15 protein-coding genes are annotated in these 18,748 nt (G+C 56.0%); 4 read left to right on the top strand and 11 right to left on the bottom strand.

The genetic code is table 11. From position 1 onward, the window contains the following. Window positions 1-237: 237 nt before the first annotated feature. Window positions 238-1,713 carry a serine/threonine-protein kinase gene (locus tag RB_RS25995; protein WP_164922532.1) on the top strand — a complete coding sequence of 492 codons (1,476 nt, stop codon included), beginning with the start codon at window positions 238-240 and terminating at the stop codon, window positions 1,711-1,713. Here the strand turns inward: RB_RS25995 and RB_RS26000 are convergent. After that, window positions 1,703-3,502 (bottom strand): hypothetical protein, encoded by a 1,800-nt coding sequence (locus RB_RS26000; RefSeq protein WP_164922533.1) that lies wholly within the window; start codon window positions 3,500-3,502, stop codon window positions 1,703-1,705. The two genes, RB_RS25995 and RB_RS26000, sit on opposite strands and share 11 nt — an antisense overlap. Before the next feature lie 378 nt (window positions 3,503-3,880). On the opposite strand from RB_RS26000, the gene RB_RS26005 reads away from it, so the two are divergent. Then, window positions 3,881-4,888 (top strand): DUF1573 domain-containing protein, encoded by a 1,008-nt coding sequence (locus tag RB_RS26005; protein ID WP_007324413.1) that lies wholly within the window; start codon window positions 3,881-3,883, stop codon window positions 4,886-4,888. A 432-nt stretch (window positions 4,889-5,320) separates the two neighbouring features. Here RB_RS26005 and RB_RS26010 read toward each other — a convergent pair whose 3' ends face one another. From RB_RS26010 to RB_RS26035, 6 genes are read right to left on the bottom strand one after another with little or no spacing between them, the layout of a single operon-like run. Next, entirely contained in the window at window positions 5,321-6,997 is a 1,677-nt protein-coding gene (locus RB_RS26010; protein WP_164922534.1) for a flagellar hook-length control protein FliK, read from the bottom strand. 54 nt (window positions 6,998-7,051) lie between these two features. Further along, the gene (locus tag RB_RS26015) at window positions 7,052-7,702 is read right to left on the bottom strand and encodes a hypothetical protein (protein ID WP_007324410.1); all 651 of its coding nucleotides are present in this window, start codon (window positions 7,700-7,702) and stop codon (window positions 7,052-7,054) included. Beyond that, entirely contained in the window at window positions 7,699-8,181 is a 483-nt protein-coding gene (fliJ, locus tag RB_RS26020; RefSeq protein WP_011123770.1) for a flagellar export protein FliJ, read from the bottom strand. The genes RB_RS26015 and fliJ overlap by 4 nt, the downstream gene beginning before the upstream one ends. Before the next feature lie 41 nt (window positions 8,182-8,222). Continuing rightward, entirely contained in the window at window positions 8,223-9,626 is a 1,404-nt protein-coding gene (locus RB_RS26025; RefSeq protein WP_011123771.1) for a FliI/YscN family ATPase, read from the bottom strand. Next, window positions 9,623-10,495, bottom strand: a complete 873-nt coding sequence (locus RB_RS26030; RefSeq protein WP_011123772.1) for a FliH/SctL family protein — start codon at window positions 10,493-10,495, stop codon at window positions 9,623-9,625. Before RB_RS26030 ends, RB_RS26025 begins: the two co-directional genes overlap by 4 nt. 1 nt (window position 10,496) lies before the next feature. Next, a complete protein-coding gene (locus tag RB_RS26035) occupies window positions 10,497-11,804 on the bottom strand; it encodes a hypothetical protein (RefSeq protein ID WP_011123773.1) in 1,308 nt (435 codons plus the stop codon). Window positions 11,805-12,090: 286 nt separating this feature from the next. On the opposite strand from RB_RS26035, the gene RB_RS26040 reads away from it, so the two are divergent. Together RB_RS26040 and RB_RS26045 are read left to right on the top strand one after the other, a co-directional pair. After that, window positions 12,091-12,465, top strand: a complete 375-nt coding sequence (locus RB_RS26040) for an STAS domain-containing protein (protein ID WP_007324404.1) — start codon at window positions 12,091-12,093, stop codon at window positions 12,463-12,465. After that, entirely contained in the window at window positions 12,462-13,169 is a 708-nt protein-coding gene (locus tag RB_RS26045) for a sensor histidine kinase (protein ID WP_011123776.1), read from the top strand. Before RB_RS26040 ends, RB_RS26045 begins: the two co-directional genes overlap by 4 nt. Window positions 13,170-13,221: 52 nt before the next feature. Here the strand turns inward: RB_RS26045 and RB_RS26050 are convergent, their stop codons facing one another. The 4 genes from RB_RS26050 to RB_RS26065 form a co-directional block, all read right to left on the bottom strand. Continuing rightward, window positions 13,222-14,274, bottom strand: a complete 1,053-nt coding sequence (locus RB_RS26050; RefSeq protein WP_007324402.1) for a 3-deoxy-7-phosphoheptulonate synthase — start codon at window positions 14,272-14,274, stop codon at window positions 13,222-13,224. A 145-nt stretch (window positions 14,275-14,419) separates the two neighbouring features. Continuing rightward, a complete protein-coding gene (locus RB_RS26055) occupies window positions 14,420-15,421 on the bottom strand; it encodes an antibiotic resistance protein VanZ (RefSeq protein WP_164923051.1) in 1,002 nt (333 codons plus the stop codon). A gap of 145 nt (window positions 15,422-15,566) precedes the next feature. Next, window positions 15,567-18,002, bottom strand: a complete 2,436-nt coding sequence (locus RB_RS26060) for a flagellar hook-basal body complex protein (RefSeq protein WP_007324400.1) — start codon at window positions 18,000-18,002, stop codon at window positions 15,567-15,569. A gap of 80 nt (window positions 18,003-18,082) precedes the next feature. Further along, window positions 18,083-18,544 (bottom strand): flagellar hook assembly protein FlgD, encoded by a 462-nt coding sequence (locus RB_RS26065; protein ID WP_007324399.1) that lies wholly within the window; start codon window positions 18,542-18,544, stop codon window positions 18,083-18,085. Window positions 18,545-18,748: the final 204 nt, after the last annotated feature.

The raw sequence follows: 18,748 nt of genomic DNA on the forward strand, positions 1-18,748 counted from the left end.
GCGGCAGATCACGGTATCGCTGACGTGTGGTTTTGTGAGCTTTTACGCAGGGTGAATTTTGCTCGCGATCTTGTGCTTTCAATCTTCCCAAAGAGAATTCAGGGGGGATGCCCGTCCGCTCATGCGATTTTTGGCGTGATAATCGCACGATGATGGATGGTTGCTGCGAAGCGGAATGAAGTTTCTCCCTCGCTCGATGCGACTTTTCTTGTTTTCAGTTCTGTTCAAACACTCGGCATGGAAAAGAAAACCGATCTGACTAGCGACGATCAACTCACACGCGATGATACCGGTGCGGATTCGGAAGCGACCGTTTCTGCTGGTGAGTCATCGTTTCTACTGAACGCGATTGACGCACCTCAAATTTGGTCCGCTCGTCAGATTCAGGGGCATGTTGGCGGCTACGAGTTGGTGAAAGAAATTGGTCGTGGCGGGTTTGGAATTGTCTACCTGGCACACGATCAAAAACTCAAACGAGATGTGGCGATCAAGATTGCTCGTCCCGAAGTCGTCAGTGACAAGGTCGCGGTTCGGCGATTTCAAGACGAAGCTCAATCCGCTGCCCGCTTGGATCATCCCGGTATCATTTCAATCTATGACTGTGGCGTGCAGGATGATTTGCACTACTACGTGATGCCTTATTTGACCGGGCAACATTTGGGCGATTGGTTGGCTGGGCTGTCCGCGCCGATGTCTGAATTGCAAGCAGCCGAATTGATGATTCAGATTGCCGGCGCGGTTCAGTATGGTCATGAGTCAGGGATCATTCACCGAGATCTGAAGCCGCAAAATATCCTGATGCAACAAACAACCAGCGGCGAGTTGCGAAAGCCGGTGGTGTTGGATTTTGGGTTGTGTGCGCACACGGATTCAACCGTTGCCACGACAACTCGAATCGCAGGAACGCCCCGATACATCGCACCTGAACAGGCCATGTTTGGCGATCGTCAGATCACGCCCAAGAGCGATATCTATTCGCTCGGCGTGATGCTGTACCAGATGTTGACGGGGACCACACCTTTGGCACCCGAAAATTTTGCCGAAGCCGTCCTGATGTTGCATCACGCATCGATCGATGGTCCGCAAAAACATCGACCCGAATTGTCCGATGCGATGCAGGCGATTTGCTTGAAGTGTTTAAGACGCGATCCGGATCTACGATACGAATCAGCTTCGGCCTTGGCAGCTGATTTGCAACGGTTGATTGAAGGTGAACCGATCGAGGCAAAGAGTCCCGGTCTGATGGAACGTTTCGGGTATGAGCTGTATCACGGATCCCTCGCGAAGGTTTTTGGATGGTCCGTCATCGGCATCAACTTCTTCATCTGGGCTTGGGCCGCGATTGGCGCGCTGTTGGTTTGGCAACGACATTTTGATGTTCCCGGTCTGGCAGAGTCTCTGCCTGAGTTCATCTTTTTTGTCTTGGTGGTGGTTATGCCTTTCCATTTACTCGGCTCGCATGCCGGGTACATGATGATTCGCAACACCAGAAATTATCGGTGGCTGGCGTTCATGAGCGCCGTCTCGTTGGTTTGGTCAGTGATTCAGGCGACCAATTTGTTCAGCAATGGGACCACGTTGAAACTCTACGAGGGGCGTGTGGTGGCAACGACCCTCGTGTTCCTGGTGATTGCGCCCGCGTTTCTGGCACAAAGCTGCATGCTGGCGGCGGGCGCATGGACCGCTTGGCGTCGAAGTCGAGCTAGCGTTTGATGTCAAACGCGATTTCGCTCTGGCCATACTTCTTGCCATGAACGTCTTCCATCGTCAAACGCAACCGATAGCTACCCGGTTCCAAAGACTCTGGCAAATACATTTGGTAGGCGATGAAGTAGTCACGCAGCTTGTTCTTAGAAACCTGTTTGTCGACGGGCAACGATTGGCTGGCGACTCGGCGTCCTGAATCGTCCAGTAGATCGTAGCTGCCCTGCAACATGGTTTCGAAACCTTCTTTGCCGGCATCGCTGATCCGCTTGGCCACAAAGTTCTCAATCTCGCAGTACAAGATGACTTGTTGGCCGGGATCAAATTGCCGTTTCGGAAACGGTTTGACTTGGCCGTACGCTTCGATTTCGGTGCAAAATTCCAGAGCGCGAACATCAAGTGAATCGGTGGCCGCCGCGAGGAACTCAGTCGCTTGACGAATTTGCGGAAGTGCCGTGCTAAATCGTCGGGAAGAAACAGGATGTCCATTTGGATCAATGATGGTCCAAAGGCCCAGCAGTTGATGTCGCAGGTACTCTTGTTCTTGCGTGGTCAAGCCTTCCAGTTTGTCGACCGCACGATCCGGGTCACCTGACAGAACCATCAAGTGTCGTTTGATGATTTGGCGACGTTGTTTTTGATCGTCTGATTCATTTGGTTCAGCTTGTCCCAATCGTTTGAGCAGAGCGTCGTACAGTTCCGTGTCGCTGAGCGATTCGATGTTCACCGCTGGAGCAACACCGGACGCTTTGGGCACCTCGGTTGCCGAGACTTGTTGGACATTGGTGGTGTCTTTGTCGTCGGTCGTTGTTGACGTGTGATCCGACAAGCTGTGTGTGGGTTCCGATGTGGAGGCGGTCTTGTCGGAGAAGTTCCACGATGCGGGTGCCTCGGACGGTGACGATGAGCTATCGGAATCGTTCATGTGGAACGACTCTTCGTCGAAAACGTCTTCGAGAACTTGGTCGGTGAAGTTGAACTCAGAAATTGGCTGAGCTGACTGGGCCACGTTGTTGGTCGCCGGTTCCAGCGGTGATGCGAGTGCATCGGATTCGGTTGCTGCAATTGCGTCGGATACCGCGTCGGTGGAAACCTTGGGATGGTACTCCGCCGCGATTCGCTGTGGTGTCAGACCACGGTCGACCACTTCGTCGGGAAGTGCTGGCAGCGTATCCAACGACGCTTTCAAAATGTCGTCAATGCTGGCAGGTTGGCTGGTCGGTTTTGCCTTCTTGTAAGACATCGCCATCAGTCGGCGGATCGCTTCTCGCTGCACTTCAGGAGGATGATTCTTCAGCGCGTCTTGGATCATGCTGACGTCGACGCCCGCATAAGTGTCCGGTGAGGTGCCTTCTTTCGGGCTTGGTTCGTTGTTCGGTTGGGAGACGCGGCCTGTGTTGGCCATCGCCGGTGAATCGCTGACGTAGCTGACCTGCCGAGTTGCGGCACCGAATTGACTCAATGACAAGTCATCCGATTCGGGGGCCGGGGCGGTCGTTTGCGAGGATTCAGGTTGTGCGGTGTTGGCGTTCGACGTGGATGTCGATCCCGAGTCTTTTCGCGAGATCGGAGTCTTCGCGGTTGCGAGTCGTTGCGGAACCTCCTCCAAAAGCGTCTCGGGTGTCGCGTCTTCGCCCGAGATGAAAATGTCCGTTGGTCCCTGATTGGCGTGTCTTTCGAGACTGGACCTGCCGTTGAGCGGTGAGAACAATCGCGAACGATGGCACCCCAGGCTGGTGAGTCCGGTGGCCAGCAAGGCGACAGCCAATCCCGAGCGTGTCAGCGACGATGGTCGCATGGACCATTCCGTGAACGAGTGCGGGAGGAGGAGACGTGGCGAGGACATGACGAACCTGGCAGCGGAGGCGGGGGACAATCGACCGGCCAGACGCTACGAAATGATCGCTGTCGGGAACAACGTCAATTTGAATTAGCAATTCTTCGGTGATTCCTTGAAAATCCAGCGATTCCCTGAAATCTCCCCCCAATCGAGCTTGTCCATTTGGGGCATGTCGGTAGGATTCAGCGAAGATCGTTGATCGATTGTGGACGCACCCGACCCTCGCGTTGTTGCTAGCAAATGGTCAACGTCGGAGCCTATGCCGACGGATGGGCATGATGGATGAGCATTTCACGTGAACATGTTTCCTTGCTGCTCCCCTCAGGAGGGGATCGAATGAACAGTCGAGTGTTGTTGGTAGCGTTTGTCTTTTTGGGTGCAGCGCTCGGTTCGTCTGCGAGAGCGGATTGGACCCAGACTGTATTTCCAGTGAAAACTCATGACTTTGGGACCGTCGCGGTAGCGTCGAAGACGGAATTTCGATTCCCAGTCGTCAACACGTTCACTTCGGACCTGCACATCCGGTCGGTTCGTGAAAGCTGTGGTTGCACCACGGCGATCATCGAAACCGCAACGATCGCTCCTGGGCAATCCGGTTCCATCCTGGCTCGGTTCAACACCCCAACGTTTCGCGGCAAAAAAGGCGCCACGTTGACGGTCGTGATCGACAAACCCTTCTACAGCGAAATCCAGTTGCGAGTGGATGGTTACATCCGCAGCGACATGGTTTTCCATCCCGGCGCAATCGAACTGGGAAACATCAACCAAGGCGAACCGAAATCCGGATCGACCAAGCTGTTTTACGCCGGTCGGAGCGATTGGCAGGTCGTTGACGTCCGATCGAATACACCATGGTTGGTTCCATCCTTCAAGCAAACCGAACGCGGTGCTGGCAAAGCCAACTACGAACTGTCCGTCCAGGTTCGCGAAGACGCTCCTGAAGGCTACTTCCAAGACGAATTGATCATCCAAACCAACGACCGCAGCATGCCCAACGTTCCATTGCGAGTGATCGGCACGGTTGAATCCGCCCTGTCGATCGCCCCGCAATCCATCGCCGTCGGAACAATCAAACAGGGAGACAGCGTCTCGCAACGTTTGGCCATCCGAGGTCGCAAGCCTTTCGCGATCGAGTCAATTGAATGCGAAGGTTGGAAAGTGGATTTCTCGGCCAGTGAAGACGAGCGAATGATCCACATGGTTGACCTGACGTTGACCGCTGACACCGCTCGAGGGAATCAACGCGTTCCCATGGTGATCCGCACTCGTGGCGAAAACGCCGTGACCGCAAAAGCAATCGTGACGGCGAACATCGCTGCAGAGCAAGTCGCCCAGGCTCAGTAAAAGTATGAGTCCGGTTGAGGCCTGAGTTCGGTCAAATTCGACCAGACCTGTTCCAATGCAAAACGAAAAAAGCCTGCGATCGAGAAGTCTCGATCGCAGGCTTTTTTGATGCATTTAGCGAACGACTCGTTTGGGTCTCCGTTGGAGATTTTTCGCTTTGCTGTTGTGAGCCGAGCGGGCCATCTGCACTCGGTAGCGTCCCGATTTGGGGACTTGGAATTGAAACGTGGCAGTTGTGTTCCGATCGTTCTCCAAGCGGTTGTCGTTTCGACGGGTTTGGAAACCCATCGTACGGCGAGCACGAGCACGAGCACGAGCACGAGCACGAGCACGAGCACGAGCTAGAAGCTAGAAGCTAGAAGCTAGAAGCTAGAAGCTAGAAGCTAGAAGCTAGAAGCTAGAAGCTAGAAGCTAGCGGCTAGCGGCTAGCGGCTAGACCTGCAGGTCGACTCCGGTTGCCGGCGTCATCCAGGAAGCAGGCGTTGCCGCTGAGATGGTTGGGCTGTCCGGTTTTGAATCGATTGGTTGCGAGCCGCTGGTGTTGCCGCGGTTACGATATCGTTCTTGGTCGGATCTTGTATCCCGGTCCGCGTGGTCACGATCGCCCAGTGAGTTTTGAGTTTGATCAAACTCCGAGGCACCGTTGGGATCCGTCGTGATTTCAATTGATTCCAACCGCATGCCTTGCGACTCCAGTTGCGAACGCAATTGAGGCAGATGTTCTCGCAGCAATTGGCTGGCCGCTTCTGACTCGGTCACCATTCGTCCACGAAGATTGTTCTCTTGGATGTGGACTTCCAATTGAACCGAACCCAGTTCGACGGGTGAGAGCCGCATGCGAATGTGTCCGCCATTAGGGCCGAGCGTTTGAAAGCCCCGGCTGACGCGTTGCACCAATTTGGCACGTGCGACGGCTGATGTTTGATCGACACCGGATGCTTGAAGACCGGCTTTGGCTTTGCTCTCGGCTTTTTCGGCCGAAGGCGTGGCGTTGTTGATCGGGTTTGTGGGATCGTTGTTGCTGGACGTCGTTGATGCCGCGGAGTTGGACGAACTGATCGCGCTCGTTCCACTTGCCGCAGAACGTGCCGCGGTTGCGACGGCCGCCGTCGTCGCGGTCACGGGGGCCACCGTCGAGGTCGGTGTCGACGTTTTTGCTGCGGCCTGTTCGGCCATTTGATTCAGTTGTGTTTCACTGACTTCGGAGTCTGCACCCGAAGCTGTCAGCGAAGGATCGATTTCAATACCGCCTTCGGCTGAGCCGGCGCTAGCCGAAGCAGTGGCCGCGTTCTGAGCGTTTCCACCGTCTTCACGAGAATAGCGACGACGTTCGGTTCGGCGTGAGTCTTGTGACGATTGACCGTTTGATTGTTCGTCGCTCAGCGAAGACTCGTTGGTCTCGCTGGTTCCGTGATCCTTGCCAGTTGTATCCTCGGATGCGTCAACCTGATCGGTCTTCAATGTTGCCTCTTCTGCAGAAGCGTCCGAGGTCTGATCGCTGGAACGTCGCTCTGGATCACTGTTGACCGAGACCGCCACTTCTTCGGAAAGGACGCCTTCGGTGGCGGATTCTTCCAAATCCTTTTCCGCGTTTGGATCGACCAGGGCTTCTGCCTCACCGGTTGCCTGTTCGGTGCCAATCGTCTCGCCTTCTTCGGATGAGTCCGTCTTTTGAGCCCAAGCAACATCTTCGGGGCGTTCCGACGACTCGTCTTCTTCGTTAGATGTTGCGACGGTCTTTTCAGCGGAATCCGTTTCCGATGTTTCTTCGACCAGGGGATTGGCCGTTGTCACCGCGGCGGCGGGCGTGCTGTCATCGCTCGCTTCGACGTCGTCATCGTTTGATTCGTCGCGATCATCGGTCTCGGTCGCGATTGATTCTTGCGGTGCCGGAGCTGGTTCCGATGGACTGACCGTTTCTGATGTTGCGATCCTCGCGAAGATTTCGGCGAACGGATCGCCCAATCCCGAGGTCGGTTCAATCAGACCTGCCGCACGAGCGGACGCGGAATTGCCCAACGCAGCAAACGCATTTTCGGCGCGTTTGTTGGTTGTAGACGTTGAGACCGTGGTCTCTGTCCTTGATTGGACTGGTTTTGTCGTTGTCATCGCGGTCCCCCCACCGTGATCATCGGGATCCTGGTGGGAATACCTTGACCTCAATCACCCACCGCGAGCTTCGTCGATGAGTCCGGTCGTCGGCATGCCCTCGCCAATACGGCGTAGGATCTCGTAGAGCTTGTCCATTTCTTCGGGCGTTGCAAACTCTGCCAAGATATCTTTTCGTTTATCGATGGGCATGGCTTGAATGATACTGACAACGTCATCGATTTCTTCGTCATCGTACATGCGCAAAAGCTGCTCTTTTGCCTGTTCTGCCTCAAGTGCCTGGAGTGTGCGCTGCACTTCTTGCAGTCCTTCGTCTTGAGCCCCTTTGCGAATTTCTTCCAAACTGCGGTCAAACGACGTCCGGCGTTCATCAAAACGTTCGCGTTGCAATTTTAGTTCAGCCATTTGAAGAGCGATGTCGTTCTTGGCTTCTTTGAGGCTTCGCATGCGAATGTCGCTGTCCAAACCGTCCCGCCGACGAGCGTCAAGGATTTCGTCGAAGTCCGGTTGTTCACGGTCTTCGCTTTCCTGCATGATTTGCCGCAGCTGATTGCCGGTGATATCGATCCCGTTGAAAAGCGCGATGACTTTGGTCAACGTGGCCATGTTGAGCGTTCCTCGCGAGGCGAAGTAACCCAGCAAAATGACAATGGTCAAACAGGTCGCGGTACTAATCATCGCGACGGATCGCATCAAGAATCTCATCGTCGAGTCTCCTTGGATTGGGCAGCCATGGCACGACGCCGCATCAGGACGCGAGCGGACGTCAGGTCATCGGCTTCGGCTTGTTCTTGTTTGGCTTCCAGTGAGCGATGTTCGGCCAATTGTGTTTCACGCAATCGCTCGAGGCGTTTCACTTCCGCCTCCGCGGTGACCAATTTCTCGCGTCGTCTTTCGAGTTCCTGGTTCAACTGTGCAAGCGTTTGCCGAAGCGAAATCTGGTCGGCGTGCAATTGAACGTCGTAACGCCCCTGGTGCAACATTTGGTCAACCGAAACGCTGGCTTGTTGCAATGTGTGGTTTTTGGCAGTGCGGATCATCTCTCTTTGGGAGTCGATCTCTTGGATCTGATCGTTGATGCGCTGAATTGCTTCGAGAGCCTTCCCGACTTCGGCGCCCGCCTCATCTCGCTCGCGGCCGCGTAAGTCCATCAGAGAATCGAATCGGAATCGGAAGGGAGGCATGGAGAGTTAGCGGGTGCAGAGATTGGAGTGCGAATTGGGCGTCACGCGGGCTTAGGGGCAGGTGCCTGCGGTTGATTTAGTTGCGCCAATGCGGCCGAGGCGGCTTGATGTAGCTTTTGGACGCGAGCCTGGGAATCCGCGATGGGCGTGATTTCGTTGGCATCTTGTCGCAGCAAGTCGTTGATTGGATCTCGCATCGCGATGGCGGTGTCGACACGTGGGTCGCTGCCGCTGCGATAGGCACCGATTGAGATCAGGTCCTCGCTGGTTTGGTACTGGACCATGTGTTCGCGAATTCCCAAGGTGGCCTGATAGGTCTCCGGCGTCACCAAATGGTTCGCAACCCGGCTGATGCTCTCGGGGATATCAATTGGTGGGTAGTGACCTCGGTGAGCGAGCTTTCGATTCAAGACGATGTGTCCGTCCAGAAGGCCACGGACGGTGTCCGAGATGGGTTCGTTGTTGTCGTCACCTTCCACCAGCACGGTGTAAAACGCGGTGATGGATCCCTTTGTGGTTCGGCCAGCACGTTCAACCAATTGCGGCAACATGTTGAAAACGCTGGGCGGATAGCCGCGTGTCGTTGGTGGTTCACCGGCGGCCAGCCCTAGTTCACGCTGGGCCATCGCGAAACGCGTGACGCTGTCGACGAGCAACAGAACTCGGTGTCCTTCGTCGCGAAATTTTTCGGCAATCGCGGTTGCGGTCCAAGCAGCAGAGAGCCGTTGAGCGGCCGGTTTGTCGCTGGTTGCCACCACGACGACGCTGCGTTTCAGACCCGCGGCACCGAGAGCCCGCTGCATGAATTCTTGAACTTCGCGGCCTCGCTCACCCACCATTGCGATCACAATTCGATCCGCGGTTGTTCCGCGAGTCAGCATGCCAAGCAGCGTGCTTTTGCCGACGCCGGAACCGGCAAAAATACCAAGTCGTTGACCGACGCCGCATGTCAGCATCGCATCGATGGCTCGAACACCGGTTTGAAGCGGTTCATCAATTGGTGGTCGGTCCAACGAATCCGGTGCCGCTCTCGAGGCACTGACGCGAACGAGGTCGTCGCTGAGTGGTTTGCCATCGATGGGGCGTCCGAAGGCATCAATGACCCGTCCGCAAAGCGAGTCACCGACCCGAAGTGTCAATGATCGCGAAACCAGTCGAACTCGATCACCGGCGGCCAGCGCTGAGATGGCTTCCATCGGCGCGAGGATTGGTCGCGTGTCATCAAAGCCGATGACTCGCGCGAGAGTTGGCTTGGCATCCGGTGGCATCAATTCGCAGATAGCTCCCAGCGGAGCCGTCATGCCTTGCACCGTCACCGCATCGCCGGTCACCGAAGCGACGCGTCCGCGGATCTGCGAAAGGACCAATGAACCGAGTGATTGCCGAATCGTTTCCGGATTGGGCAAACGCGGCGGATGCAACTGAGGAACCGCGGGGAGGTTCATAGAATCTCCTCACGCAGTCGTTCGAGTTGAGATTGCAGTCCGGCGCGGATCTCACCGCCCTCTTGCCGGACAACGACTTCGCCAACGGGAAGCGTTTCATCCGGGATCACGCAGGATTCTTCCGGCAGATCAGGGCTGGCCAATAGCTCGTCAAACCGTTGTCCGAGTTCCGCCAACATGTCCGGGTGAACGGCTAGAACCAATCGCCCCGCCGAACGAGTGCTGTGCAACGCTTCGCTGGCCCAACGAACCAAGAGATGTTGTTGATGGGGGCTTTCGTTGTAACCGGCTTCGGCGAGAGACGCTGGGACGGGCAACTCGTTCAAGTTGGCTCGTACCATTCGCTCGGTCGCCGCGATCGCGGTTTCAGTCAGCACTTCGGCGTACTGTTGCATCCACTGATCATACTGGGCATGCATTTTGGTGCTGGCCAGTTGAAGAGCCTGCAGTTGCGATTTGGTTTTGGCCTCCGCTAATTGCGTGATCTTCTTTTCGATGTCTTCGGACGCCTTTTTGACGCCGTCTTCATATCCGCGAGCTTCCGCAGCCTGCTTCATTTCGGCCGCTTGTTTTTCCGCATCGGCCAACAACTGAGCGACTTGTTCGCGGGCCTGACGGAGTTCTTCACGGCCTTTTTCCGCAAGATCGCTGAGGTTGAATCCAGCCAAACCTGACATGCCGCCGGGTTGTTTGCCGACAAGATCGGCGCTGGTCACTTGAACTCGATCGACTTGGTCCGCGGGGACTCGTGTTGAAACACCGGCCCGTGTGACGGATTGTGAATCGGTCGCGGCCAGATTCGATAAGTCAGGACGGGCAGCGGCGGGGTCTTTCTTTGAATCAGCGTTGTGTTTCAGAATCCAAGCCATGCTATGCCGCCATCACTGTGCTGGATTGTTCGGTCGAAGCGACCAAGACCGCTTCTTTGGCTTCGTCAATTTCTCGCAGTTCCATGGATCCGACGTTGGCCAGCTGATTGCGAACCTGGTTGGCTTGTTGTCGCGGCAAAACGCTGATAGCGGAGTCCGCGGTTTTGTTGGGCAGTCCGCACAAACACAGCATCGCGGTTCGAGTCGGGACGCGTCCAAGTGCTTCACACAACAATCGCGGTTTCATCTTGATGAGCCGTTGGTGAATCTCGTCGGTGGCGAGGCCTGACACCGGAGAAGCTGCGGCGTTTGAGCGATCGTGACTTGCGCTACGCGGTGTCTCATCGGGTGAATGAACTCGCAACGTCGGTGCTGGACGATCCGAATCAGCCTGCATCGTCGAACCAGCAACAATCGGAGTGTTCTCCGGACGAGTCTGCTGGTTTGTCGTTGTTGGCGGGAGCGAATGATTGCCGGTGTGCGATTGATTGCCAGCGATTGGCGAAGATGGCTCGTGCGTGGGAGTCATCTCGGACAGGATGGCTTTCAAGCGAGGCGACACTGCGGCGGCTTCGGTTGGAACATGGCGAGCCGCCTGTGCCGGATCCCAACCTTCGGTCGGCGCGTACGCGTTGATCAGGTCTTGCAACGGATTGGTTTGCGAACGAGCGATCAGGGCTTCGGCTTTGGTTCGAAAGGTGCTCGCCAAGTCTTCGATCATCGAGTCCGGGAATTCTTGCAGGCGACCGATTCGGCTGAGAATGTCCTGTCGTTGTCGCGGGGGAAACTGAGGCAAAATCGCAGCAGCTTTTCGCGGATCGATCGATGCCATCACGACGGCGATCGTTTGAGGGTGTTCGCTCTGCAGCAGGCCTCGGACGTCATCGTTGGACAGTTTGTCCATGAAGTCGAATGACTGGTTCGTCGAACCCGATGGTGATGCGTGCGACGGCCCCTTTGAGTGGCTTTCAGCCGGGGAACGCGATGGCGTTTGATTGGTTCGATCCGACGCGGTTCGGCTCAACACGATTTCATCGACGGGATTGCCGGTGTTTCCGCGATTGGTTGCGGCCGGTCGGCTCTGTCGCATCGAGCCAGCGAAGGATTCCAGGGCTCGTTTGTGTTCGAGTGGGTCGATTTCGTCGAGCGAGGCGACTTCGTATTGCAGGCGTTGCTGCGATTCGACCGGCAATTCGCCCAATAATTTCGCGGCAACAGGTCGTGGCAAATTTTTCAGAACGATTGCCACACGTCGCAACGAAGCGGCGCGTCGAGCGTCATCGTCATAGCGAGGAGAAGCGGCAGTCACGAGGACACCTGGATTGCGGGTGAAAAAACTGGGCAGAAAATGTGCGAGCGATGGATGCGATCCTGCCCAGTTCGGTCATAGTGAAACACGGGGTCCCAAGTGAAGCCCGAATTGTCTCGATCCCCCCAGCCCGCTAAACTTGCACCCGTCGACCAACCCTGCTCAACGATTCGTATCGAATCGGAACTCCCATGGCAGGTGTTGGCGGTGACCCGGACACCAAGTGGGTGGCAATCGTTGCCCAAACGCTTCCTGTATTTCCTCCTGTCGTTCTGAGCAAACTCACATGTCAGCCATCACCGAGCAAATGCAGGGTGAAGTATTGATCGTTGGATTCACCGACAATGCCCTTCGCGACGCCCAACGGATTGAGGTTGTCGGCCGCGAAATGCAAGAAATCGTGCCCCAGGCGATTCACAAAAAAATGCTGATCGATTTCTCCGGGTTGGCTTTCATGTCGTCGGCGATGATCAACAAATTGATTTTGCTGAACAAAAGTTGCAAAGCCCAAGGCGTCGCACTGAAGTTTTGCAACGTGTCGCCCTTGGTGATGGAAGTCTTCCGCATTGTGAACCTGGGCAAATTGATCGACATCCAAGGCGATCAAGAAGTTGCCGTGGCGAGCTTTGACAAAAAGGGCTGGTTCGGCGGCAAGAAATGACGCCCAACGGCGATTTCGCGTCTGACCAGGCTCCGGAACGACTCGGAGCAGAACCCGATGATTTGCAACGAATGAGGGCGTTCGAGGCTGAACGCCAGACAATCGTTGGTGAATTGCACGACGATTTGTTGCCGTACTTGTTTGCCGCTGCAGGTTCGCTCGCGTCGCTTCAGCGGCAACATCCAGAGCTGGAATCAAAGCTTGTTCAGCCGGCTCAGTGGATCGACCAAGCTCGCGAAATCGCTCGTCGGATCATGAGCGGAGCCGCATTGCCGAGCGATTTTTCATCAGGCCCGTTGGTCGCCGCGAAAGAGTTTCTCGAATCGGTGGTGCTAAAATCCAACGATGCCAAGTTGTCGGTCCAGTGGGTGAACCTGGACGCCAGTGCCGATTTTGATTGGCAAGAGACACAAACAATCGCGGTCTACCGGATTGTTTGTGAGGCGGTTCGCAACGTCGTACGACACGCGGGTGCAACCGAGTTGGTCGTGAGTTGGCAAACGAACGAGAACGGTTGGACCGTTTCCATCCATGACAACGGTGTTGGATTGGATTGGCAAACTGTTGCCAAATCATCGCACGGCATCACGCTGATGCGCGAACGTGCGGCTGCTGCGGGATTGCGTTTGCAAATCGGTGCCGGTCAGACGGAGGGTACCGAGGTGACGGTGGGGCAAGTGACCATGGCGTCCCAACCTGAGTGAAACATTTAAACAGGTCGGAACCATCGTTCACGTGAATCCGGTGTGACGTTGCTCAGCCGACTTTACGGCGTGCGGCGACGGATTTTCCCAGGTCGCTGAAGAGTTGCTCGGTGGTTTCCCAACCGATACACGCATCGGTGACGCTGAGACCCTGAACAAGCGGCGAATCGCTGAGTTTTTGGTTGCCCTCGAGCAGATTGCTTTCGATCATCACGCCCATGATGCGTTGGTCGCCATCGGATACTTGGGCACAGATGTCCCGGCAAACGTACGATTGACGTTTGAAAATCTTGCGGCTGTTCGCGTGGCTGCAATCGATCATGATTCGTGCTGGCAGGTCCGCTTTCTCGAGCAATCCCGATGCCATATCGATGCTGGCGGCATCGTAGTTGGTGTGCTTTCCGCCACGCAGAATGATGTGGCAGTCCGGGTTTCCGGTTGTTGCGAAGATCGCCGAGGTTCCTTCCTTCGTGACGGATAGGAAGTGGTGTGGTCGACGTGCGGAGCAAATCGCATCGACAGCGATCTGAACGTTGCCGCTGGTTCCATTTTTGAAGCCGACCGGGCAAGACAGCCCCGACGCCAATTCGCGGTGACCTTGGCTTTCGGTCGTGCGTGCTCCGATGGCACCCCACCCGACCAAGTCAGCCACATACTGCGGGCTGATCAAATCCAAAAACTCGGTTCCGGTCGGCAGTCCCATCGCGTTGATGTCGCTGAGCAAACGCCGAGCGGTTCGCAATCCGTGATTGATTTCGAAGCTGTCGTCAAGTTTGGGGTCGTTGATCAGACCCTTCCAGCCAACCGTTGTTCGAGGTTTTTCGAAGTAAACCCGCATGACGATCAACAGCTCATCGGCGTGCTTTTTTTGCTCGACCGCCAACTTCTCCGCGTACTGACGAGCGGAATCCGGATCGTGAATCGAACACGGCCCGACGACGACGAGCAAACGGTCGTCCTTCTGCTGAAGCACGTTTTGGATCGCGGTTCGACCGTCAGCGACCGTCTGTGAAATCGCATCGCTGGCCGGAATTTCGGATAGCAATTCACTGGGGGACATCAGATTTTTGATGGCGCCGATACGAAGGTCATCGGTGCGGATCATGAGCTTGTGGTGGGTTCAGAAGGAAAATGCGGGGATAGCGTATCGTAGTTCAATTCCAAAAGATTGGAACGAGCCATCCATTCGGCCACCGAGCGTTCACAAGGACGGGTGGTCGGCTGAGGGAACGTTGCAATCGGATTTGGTTTTATGGTGTTGGTTGATCGCCGGACGGTTTCAAGGTCGCGTGCAGGTGATCCACGTTGAGTTCGACCCCAGGACCGGGCTCGGAGATCAACAGGCTCACCATTTTGATACGTGTCATGTCCAGCTGACGATGTTTCGGTCCGTCGATCATGGATTGACGAGGGAAGATCACGTGCTGAGGTTCGCCTGATCGGAGCGTCACATAGTGTTTTGCAACATCATCGTGGTAGTCTTCATGACCTTCATCGATGACTTTTACGATCACTTCCCAAGTTCGATCGGGTGCTGCCGGACTCGAGGTTGCTGGATCCGCGGCAATAGGATCAGACGGTGCCGGATCGTCCCCAACCGGTCCAGATGCCACCGGCCCAGATGCCACCGGATCGGAGGCCACCTGCTGATCGGCATCGGTCGCGGTCACTTTCGTGATCAGGACGATGTCCAGCTCCAATGTTTCGACATCCGACCAATCCGAGGCGACCTCTAACAACGTCATCGCGGGGTGCGGTGCGTCCTTCGGCGACCACCTCAATGCGAACTCGCCATCGGTCACGTTGGAGGTGGTTCGTCCCCGTCGTCCGCGATTGAAATGCCAGCGAGTGATTTCAACCGGCGTTTCAAACGATGCGATGCGAGGGAAGTCGGATTCGACTTTCAAACAGTCGCGAATGATTTCGAGCGGGCCCCACCATGTCAGCCCGATGAAGATGGCACCCAACAGTTGCAGCGACCGTCTTCCAACGGAGGATGACATTCCACTGGCCACGAACCAAGCCGAAGCCGCCAGGATCCCAAGACCATTGGCGATGGCATCGTGAACCGAGGCGGACCGACCGATCGTGCCTTGCAGTAGCTCGACCAAGATTCCCGCGACAAACAAAGTTGCGGCAATGAAAAGCAACCTCTTGATCCATACGGATGAACCAAACGGTTGCGGACGCATGATTTGCAGAAGGACCAGCGTCAGCATGGTCAGGCCCGCGAAAAGTGGGGCGTGAACCATGTTTCCGATCGACCCGGCCATGCGACCTGAAACGGGCATGGGAACCAGCAACCCAACCAGCGCGACCAAGAAACATCCCGGCAGCGCCAGCCAAATCAATCGAGAGGATCGGCTTTGAGTCACGATGGTCGTTGGCTCTCGATCACTATCGTCGCAGGTTGAGCAGTTCGTCGATGAGCTGCTGGGTGGTCGTGATCACTCGGCTGTTTCCTCGGTACTGTGTACTGGCGAGAACGAGTTCGACCAAGTCCTTGCCGATGTCCGTGTTGGACAATTCCAGTGCACCGCCAATCACCGTGCCGATGCCGTTTTCGCCAGGCTGACCGGTGACGGGCAAACCGGTGTTCACGCCTTCGGCGTACAGGTTCAAACCCCGAGCTTCCAAACCGGCGGGGTTTGCGAAACGAGCCAATTGCAATTGACCCAAGTCGCGCGAAATACCGTTGCTGAAGACACCGCGAATCGTTCCGTCTTCACCGACGATGAAGCTGTTCAACACGCCGGGTTCACTACCGTCTTGCTGAGTTGCCGCCAGTGTCGCTTCATCGGTCGCCAAACCGGAAACGAGCGAGAAGTCCATCTCAAACTGCATCGGCGAAACGCTGGGCAAGCCCTGACGGTTGATCGAAATCGTTTCTTCCGTCGCGGTCACGAAGTTGCCATTTCCATCGAACTGAATCAAGCCTGTGCCCACCGTGATGTCGGTGCTGCCTGAGACTGAGTTGTCAGGGCTATCGGCATACCAACGATAGATGGTGGCTTGGTCGGTGCGGCTTTCCAGCGTCGCTGATACACGAACATTGATCGGCACGCCGAGTGAATCGTAAACGACGAAGTCACTCGATGCACTTTGTCCGATCGCTTCTTGCAGCGTTCCAAAGGCCAAGTTGGGAGTCGAAATCTGACCCAGTTCGTCTGTCAAGCGGAACGCCGAGAGTTCAATATCAACCGCGTTGGCCTCACCGTTGTTGGATACCAATCGAATCTTGCCGTCTTGGATGTAAGCACCCGCCACCAAGTCGCCGGATTCGCCCGTGATGTTGTTATCAGAACGAGGGATCGGGTTGGACGAATCGACCTGTAGAGTTTGAATCCCGGAGGCATCGGAGATGAAGTCCAGCAAGTCTTGCATGGTGCTGGTTGAGGTGATCTCCAGTTCCTTGGTTCCCAGGTTGGCACCACCTTTTCGCCCGGTGTAGCTCAACGTGCCCTCGCTGAAGACTTGTTCGTAAGTCAAGCCATCGCGACGCAGCACGTCCGTCAGCAAAGTGTTGGAATTGACGGCGGGGCCATCCATGTCCAGCAGTTGATTGCCAGGATCGGTCAGATCCGAAATTTCTGCGTCCGTTGCCGAGTCGGTGAAGGTATCACCGGGTGCCACTTCGCCGACGAGATAGAAGTTGTTCTGGTCACCAGCAAGGTTGCGATAAATTCGAATCGAATCATACGCGGGAAAACCACCACCGGCCGGAGGCGTCGGAGGGGTCGGGAAATCGCTGAGCGTGATACGACCATCGACGACACTCTTTGGACCCAAGAACGAACTCGGACGGCTTTCCGGGTCGCCGGAGCTGTAGTAGGTCACCATGTAGGTGTAGTTACCCGTCAACGTGTCTTCGTTGATCGGTGTACCGGATAGAGCCGTCGAGCCATCATCGTTGAACGTGCCGCCGGCAGCTGCTGAAGCGAGGTATTCAAACTCGGTTCCGTTGGGGCCTGTGCGGTAGATGTTGACGGTTGGGAAATCGCCACCCAACGGGTCCTGAGGCAGGTTGCCCAGATCGACGTTGCCATTGGCACCCACCGTGAATGCTCGCGCGGCACTCGGTGCGGATTCGTTGCCGCTCGCATCGACCAAAGCAAACTTGTACTGGTACGTTCCCGCCGGCAGCGAACCGGCACCGACGGTTCCCGTGACCGACGTATGATCGGCGATCGGAGACGATTCAATGGACACACCACTGGCGTCGGGACGTGGGACTTGGCTGTCACCCAGGTGAAGACTTTCGATGACCTGTCCTGCGGTCGCGACATCGCCTTCGGGAGTCAGCGTGCCTTCGAAGGAAACGTTTTCGGTCGCCTTGGCAACCGTTTTGGTTCCCAGGGGAACCGACAATGGGACCAGCGAATCAGTTTGCAGACGGAATTGTTCGTCGATGCCGTAGCCGAGCAATCGCTGCCCCGTCGCATTGACGAGTTCCGCGTCACTGTTGAGCTTGAAGATACCGTTTCGTGTGTACAGTTTTTCGCCGTCGGCGGCCTGCACTTGGAAGAATCCATCGCCTTGGATCGCGAGGTCGCTGCTGCTGCTGCTGATCTCGATCGTGCCCTGGTTGTGGTTGGCCGCGATTTCCGCGACTTGAACACCCAAACCGATCTGTCGAGGGTTGGTACCACCGTTGTTGGCCGAGGGGCCAGCACCGAGCGACAGCGTTTGAAGGAACTGTGTGGCGAAGACCGCGTCGGACGATTTGAAACCGACCGTCTGCGCGTTGGCCAAGTTGTTGCCGATCACATCGATCTGTGTTTCAGCAGCACTCAGTCCGGTCAGGGCAGTCGTCAGGGCTGATTGAAGTCCCATCGGCGAACGTCTCCACAGTTTTCAGTAGGTCTTACAACGCAAACTCAAAACTGAAGATCGACCGATCTAATCGGTAAACTTTACTCAGTTTGAATTTGACGGATATTCTCTATCTCCATCGTCTTCTGACCCACGTGAACTTTGACCGAACGTGCTTGGTTGTCGTCATTTGTTTCAACCGTGATCTTGTCGACCACACCCGTTGTGTTGGACTGATCGTCCGCCAGTCCTGAAACGGTGCGTCCGATCAGCCCGCTGGCGGTCACCAGTTGTTGGCTGTTGGACAGATCGCTCAAGGTGTTGGTCAATTGATCCGTCGCCCCGATTTCGCGAATCTGGCCGATTTGTTGGACCATTTGGGCGTTGTCGACCGGATCCAGCGGGTCCTGGTTCTGCAATTCGTTGATCAGCAACTTCAAGAAACTGTCGACATCCAACGAGTTGTAGCCCTCGTTGGCACTTTCGCTGATTTGGGCGGACCGTTCGCTGGAGGTGAAACCCGCGGCGGCGGAGGTGCTGGTACCGGTACTAGCAGCAGACATATTCGCGTTTCCAAGATGGGAAGATCCACTCACGCGAAATCAGCGTGGCGGAGATCGTTTGCATAGCAATTCCGGGGATTCTGACGCGAGTCCATTTCTTTGGGCCCGTCCATTTCTGCCTATCGGCGAACCGGCCGCTTTCTCTAGACTCGCCCGAACGCGACCGAGAATGATTCGAGGTCCGCCCTTTCGACGCACAGCCAC

Origin of the sequence: Rhodopirellula baltica SH 1 (genome assembly GCF_000196115.1) — a bacterium.
Lineage (GTDB): Bacteria > Planctomycetota > Planctomycetia > Pirellulales > Pirellulaceae > Rhodopirellula > Rhodopirellula baltica.

What these genes read in the sequence shown, in the direction of transcription:
- RB_RS26040 (WP_007324404.1), top strand. Translation starts at nt 12,091, where the DNA reads ATGTCAGCCATCACCGAGCAAATGCAGGGTGAAGTATTGATCGTTGGA.
- RB_RS26025 (WP_011123771.1), bottom strand. Translation starts at nt 9,626, where the DNA reads ATGAACCTCCCCGCGGTTCCTCAGTTGCATCCGCCGCGTTTGCCCAAT.
- RB_RS26030 (WP_011123772.1), bottom strand. Translation starts at nt 10,495, where the DNA reads ATGGCTTGGATTCTGAAACACAACGCTGATTCAAAGAAAGACCCCGCC.
- RB_RS26065 (WP_007324399.1), bottom strand. Translation starts at nt 18,544, where the DNA reads ATGTCTGCTGCTAGTACCGGTACCAGCACCTCCGCCGCCGCGGGTTTC.
- RB_RS25995 (WP_164922532.1), top strand. Translation starts at nt 238, where the DNA reads ATGGAAAAGAAAACCGATCTGACTAGCGACGATCAACTCACACGCGAT.
- RB_RS26045 (WP_011123776.1), top strand. Translation starts at nt 12,462, where the DNA reads ATGACGCCCAACGGCGATTTCGCGTCTGACCAGGCTCCGGAACGACTC.
- RB_RS26010 (WP_164922534.1), bottom strand. Translation starts at nt 6,997, where the DNA reads ATGACAACGACAAAACCAGTCCAATCAAGGACAGAGACCACGGTCTCA.
- RB_RS26000 (WP_164922533.1), bottom strand. Translation starts at nt 3,502, where the DNA reads ATGCGACCATCGTCGCTGACACGCTCGGGATTGGCTGTCGCCTTGCTG.
- RB_RS26060 (WP_007324400.1), bottom strand. Translation starts at nt 18,002, where the DNA reads ATGGGACTTCAATCAGCCCTGACGACTGCCCTGACCGGACTGAGTGCT.
- RB_RS26015 (WP_007324410.1), bottom strand. Translation starts at nt 7,702, where the DNA reads ATGAGATTCTTGATGCGATCCGTCGCGATGATTAGTACCGCGACCTGT.
- RB_RS26050 (WP_007324402.1), bottom strand. Translation starts at nt 14,274, where the DNA reads ATGATCCGCACCGATGACCTTCGTATCGGCGCCATCAAAAATCTGATG.
- RB_RS26055 (WP_164923051.1), bottom strand. Translation starts at nt 15,421, where the DNA reads ATGGTTCACGCCCCACTTTTCGCGGGCCTGACCATGCTGACGCTGGTC.
- fliJ (WP_011123770.1), bottom strand. Translation starts at nt 8,181, where the DNA reads ATGCCTCCCTTCCGATTCCGATTCGATTCTCTGATGGACTTACGCGGC.
- RB_RS26005 (WP_007324413.1), top strand. Translation starts at nt 3,881, where the DNA reads ATGAACAGTCGAGTGTTGTTGGTAGCGTTTGTCTTTTTGGGTGCAGCG.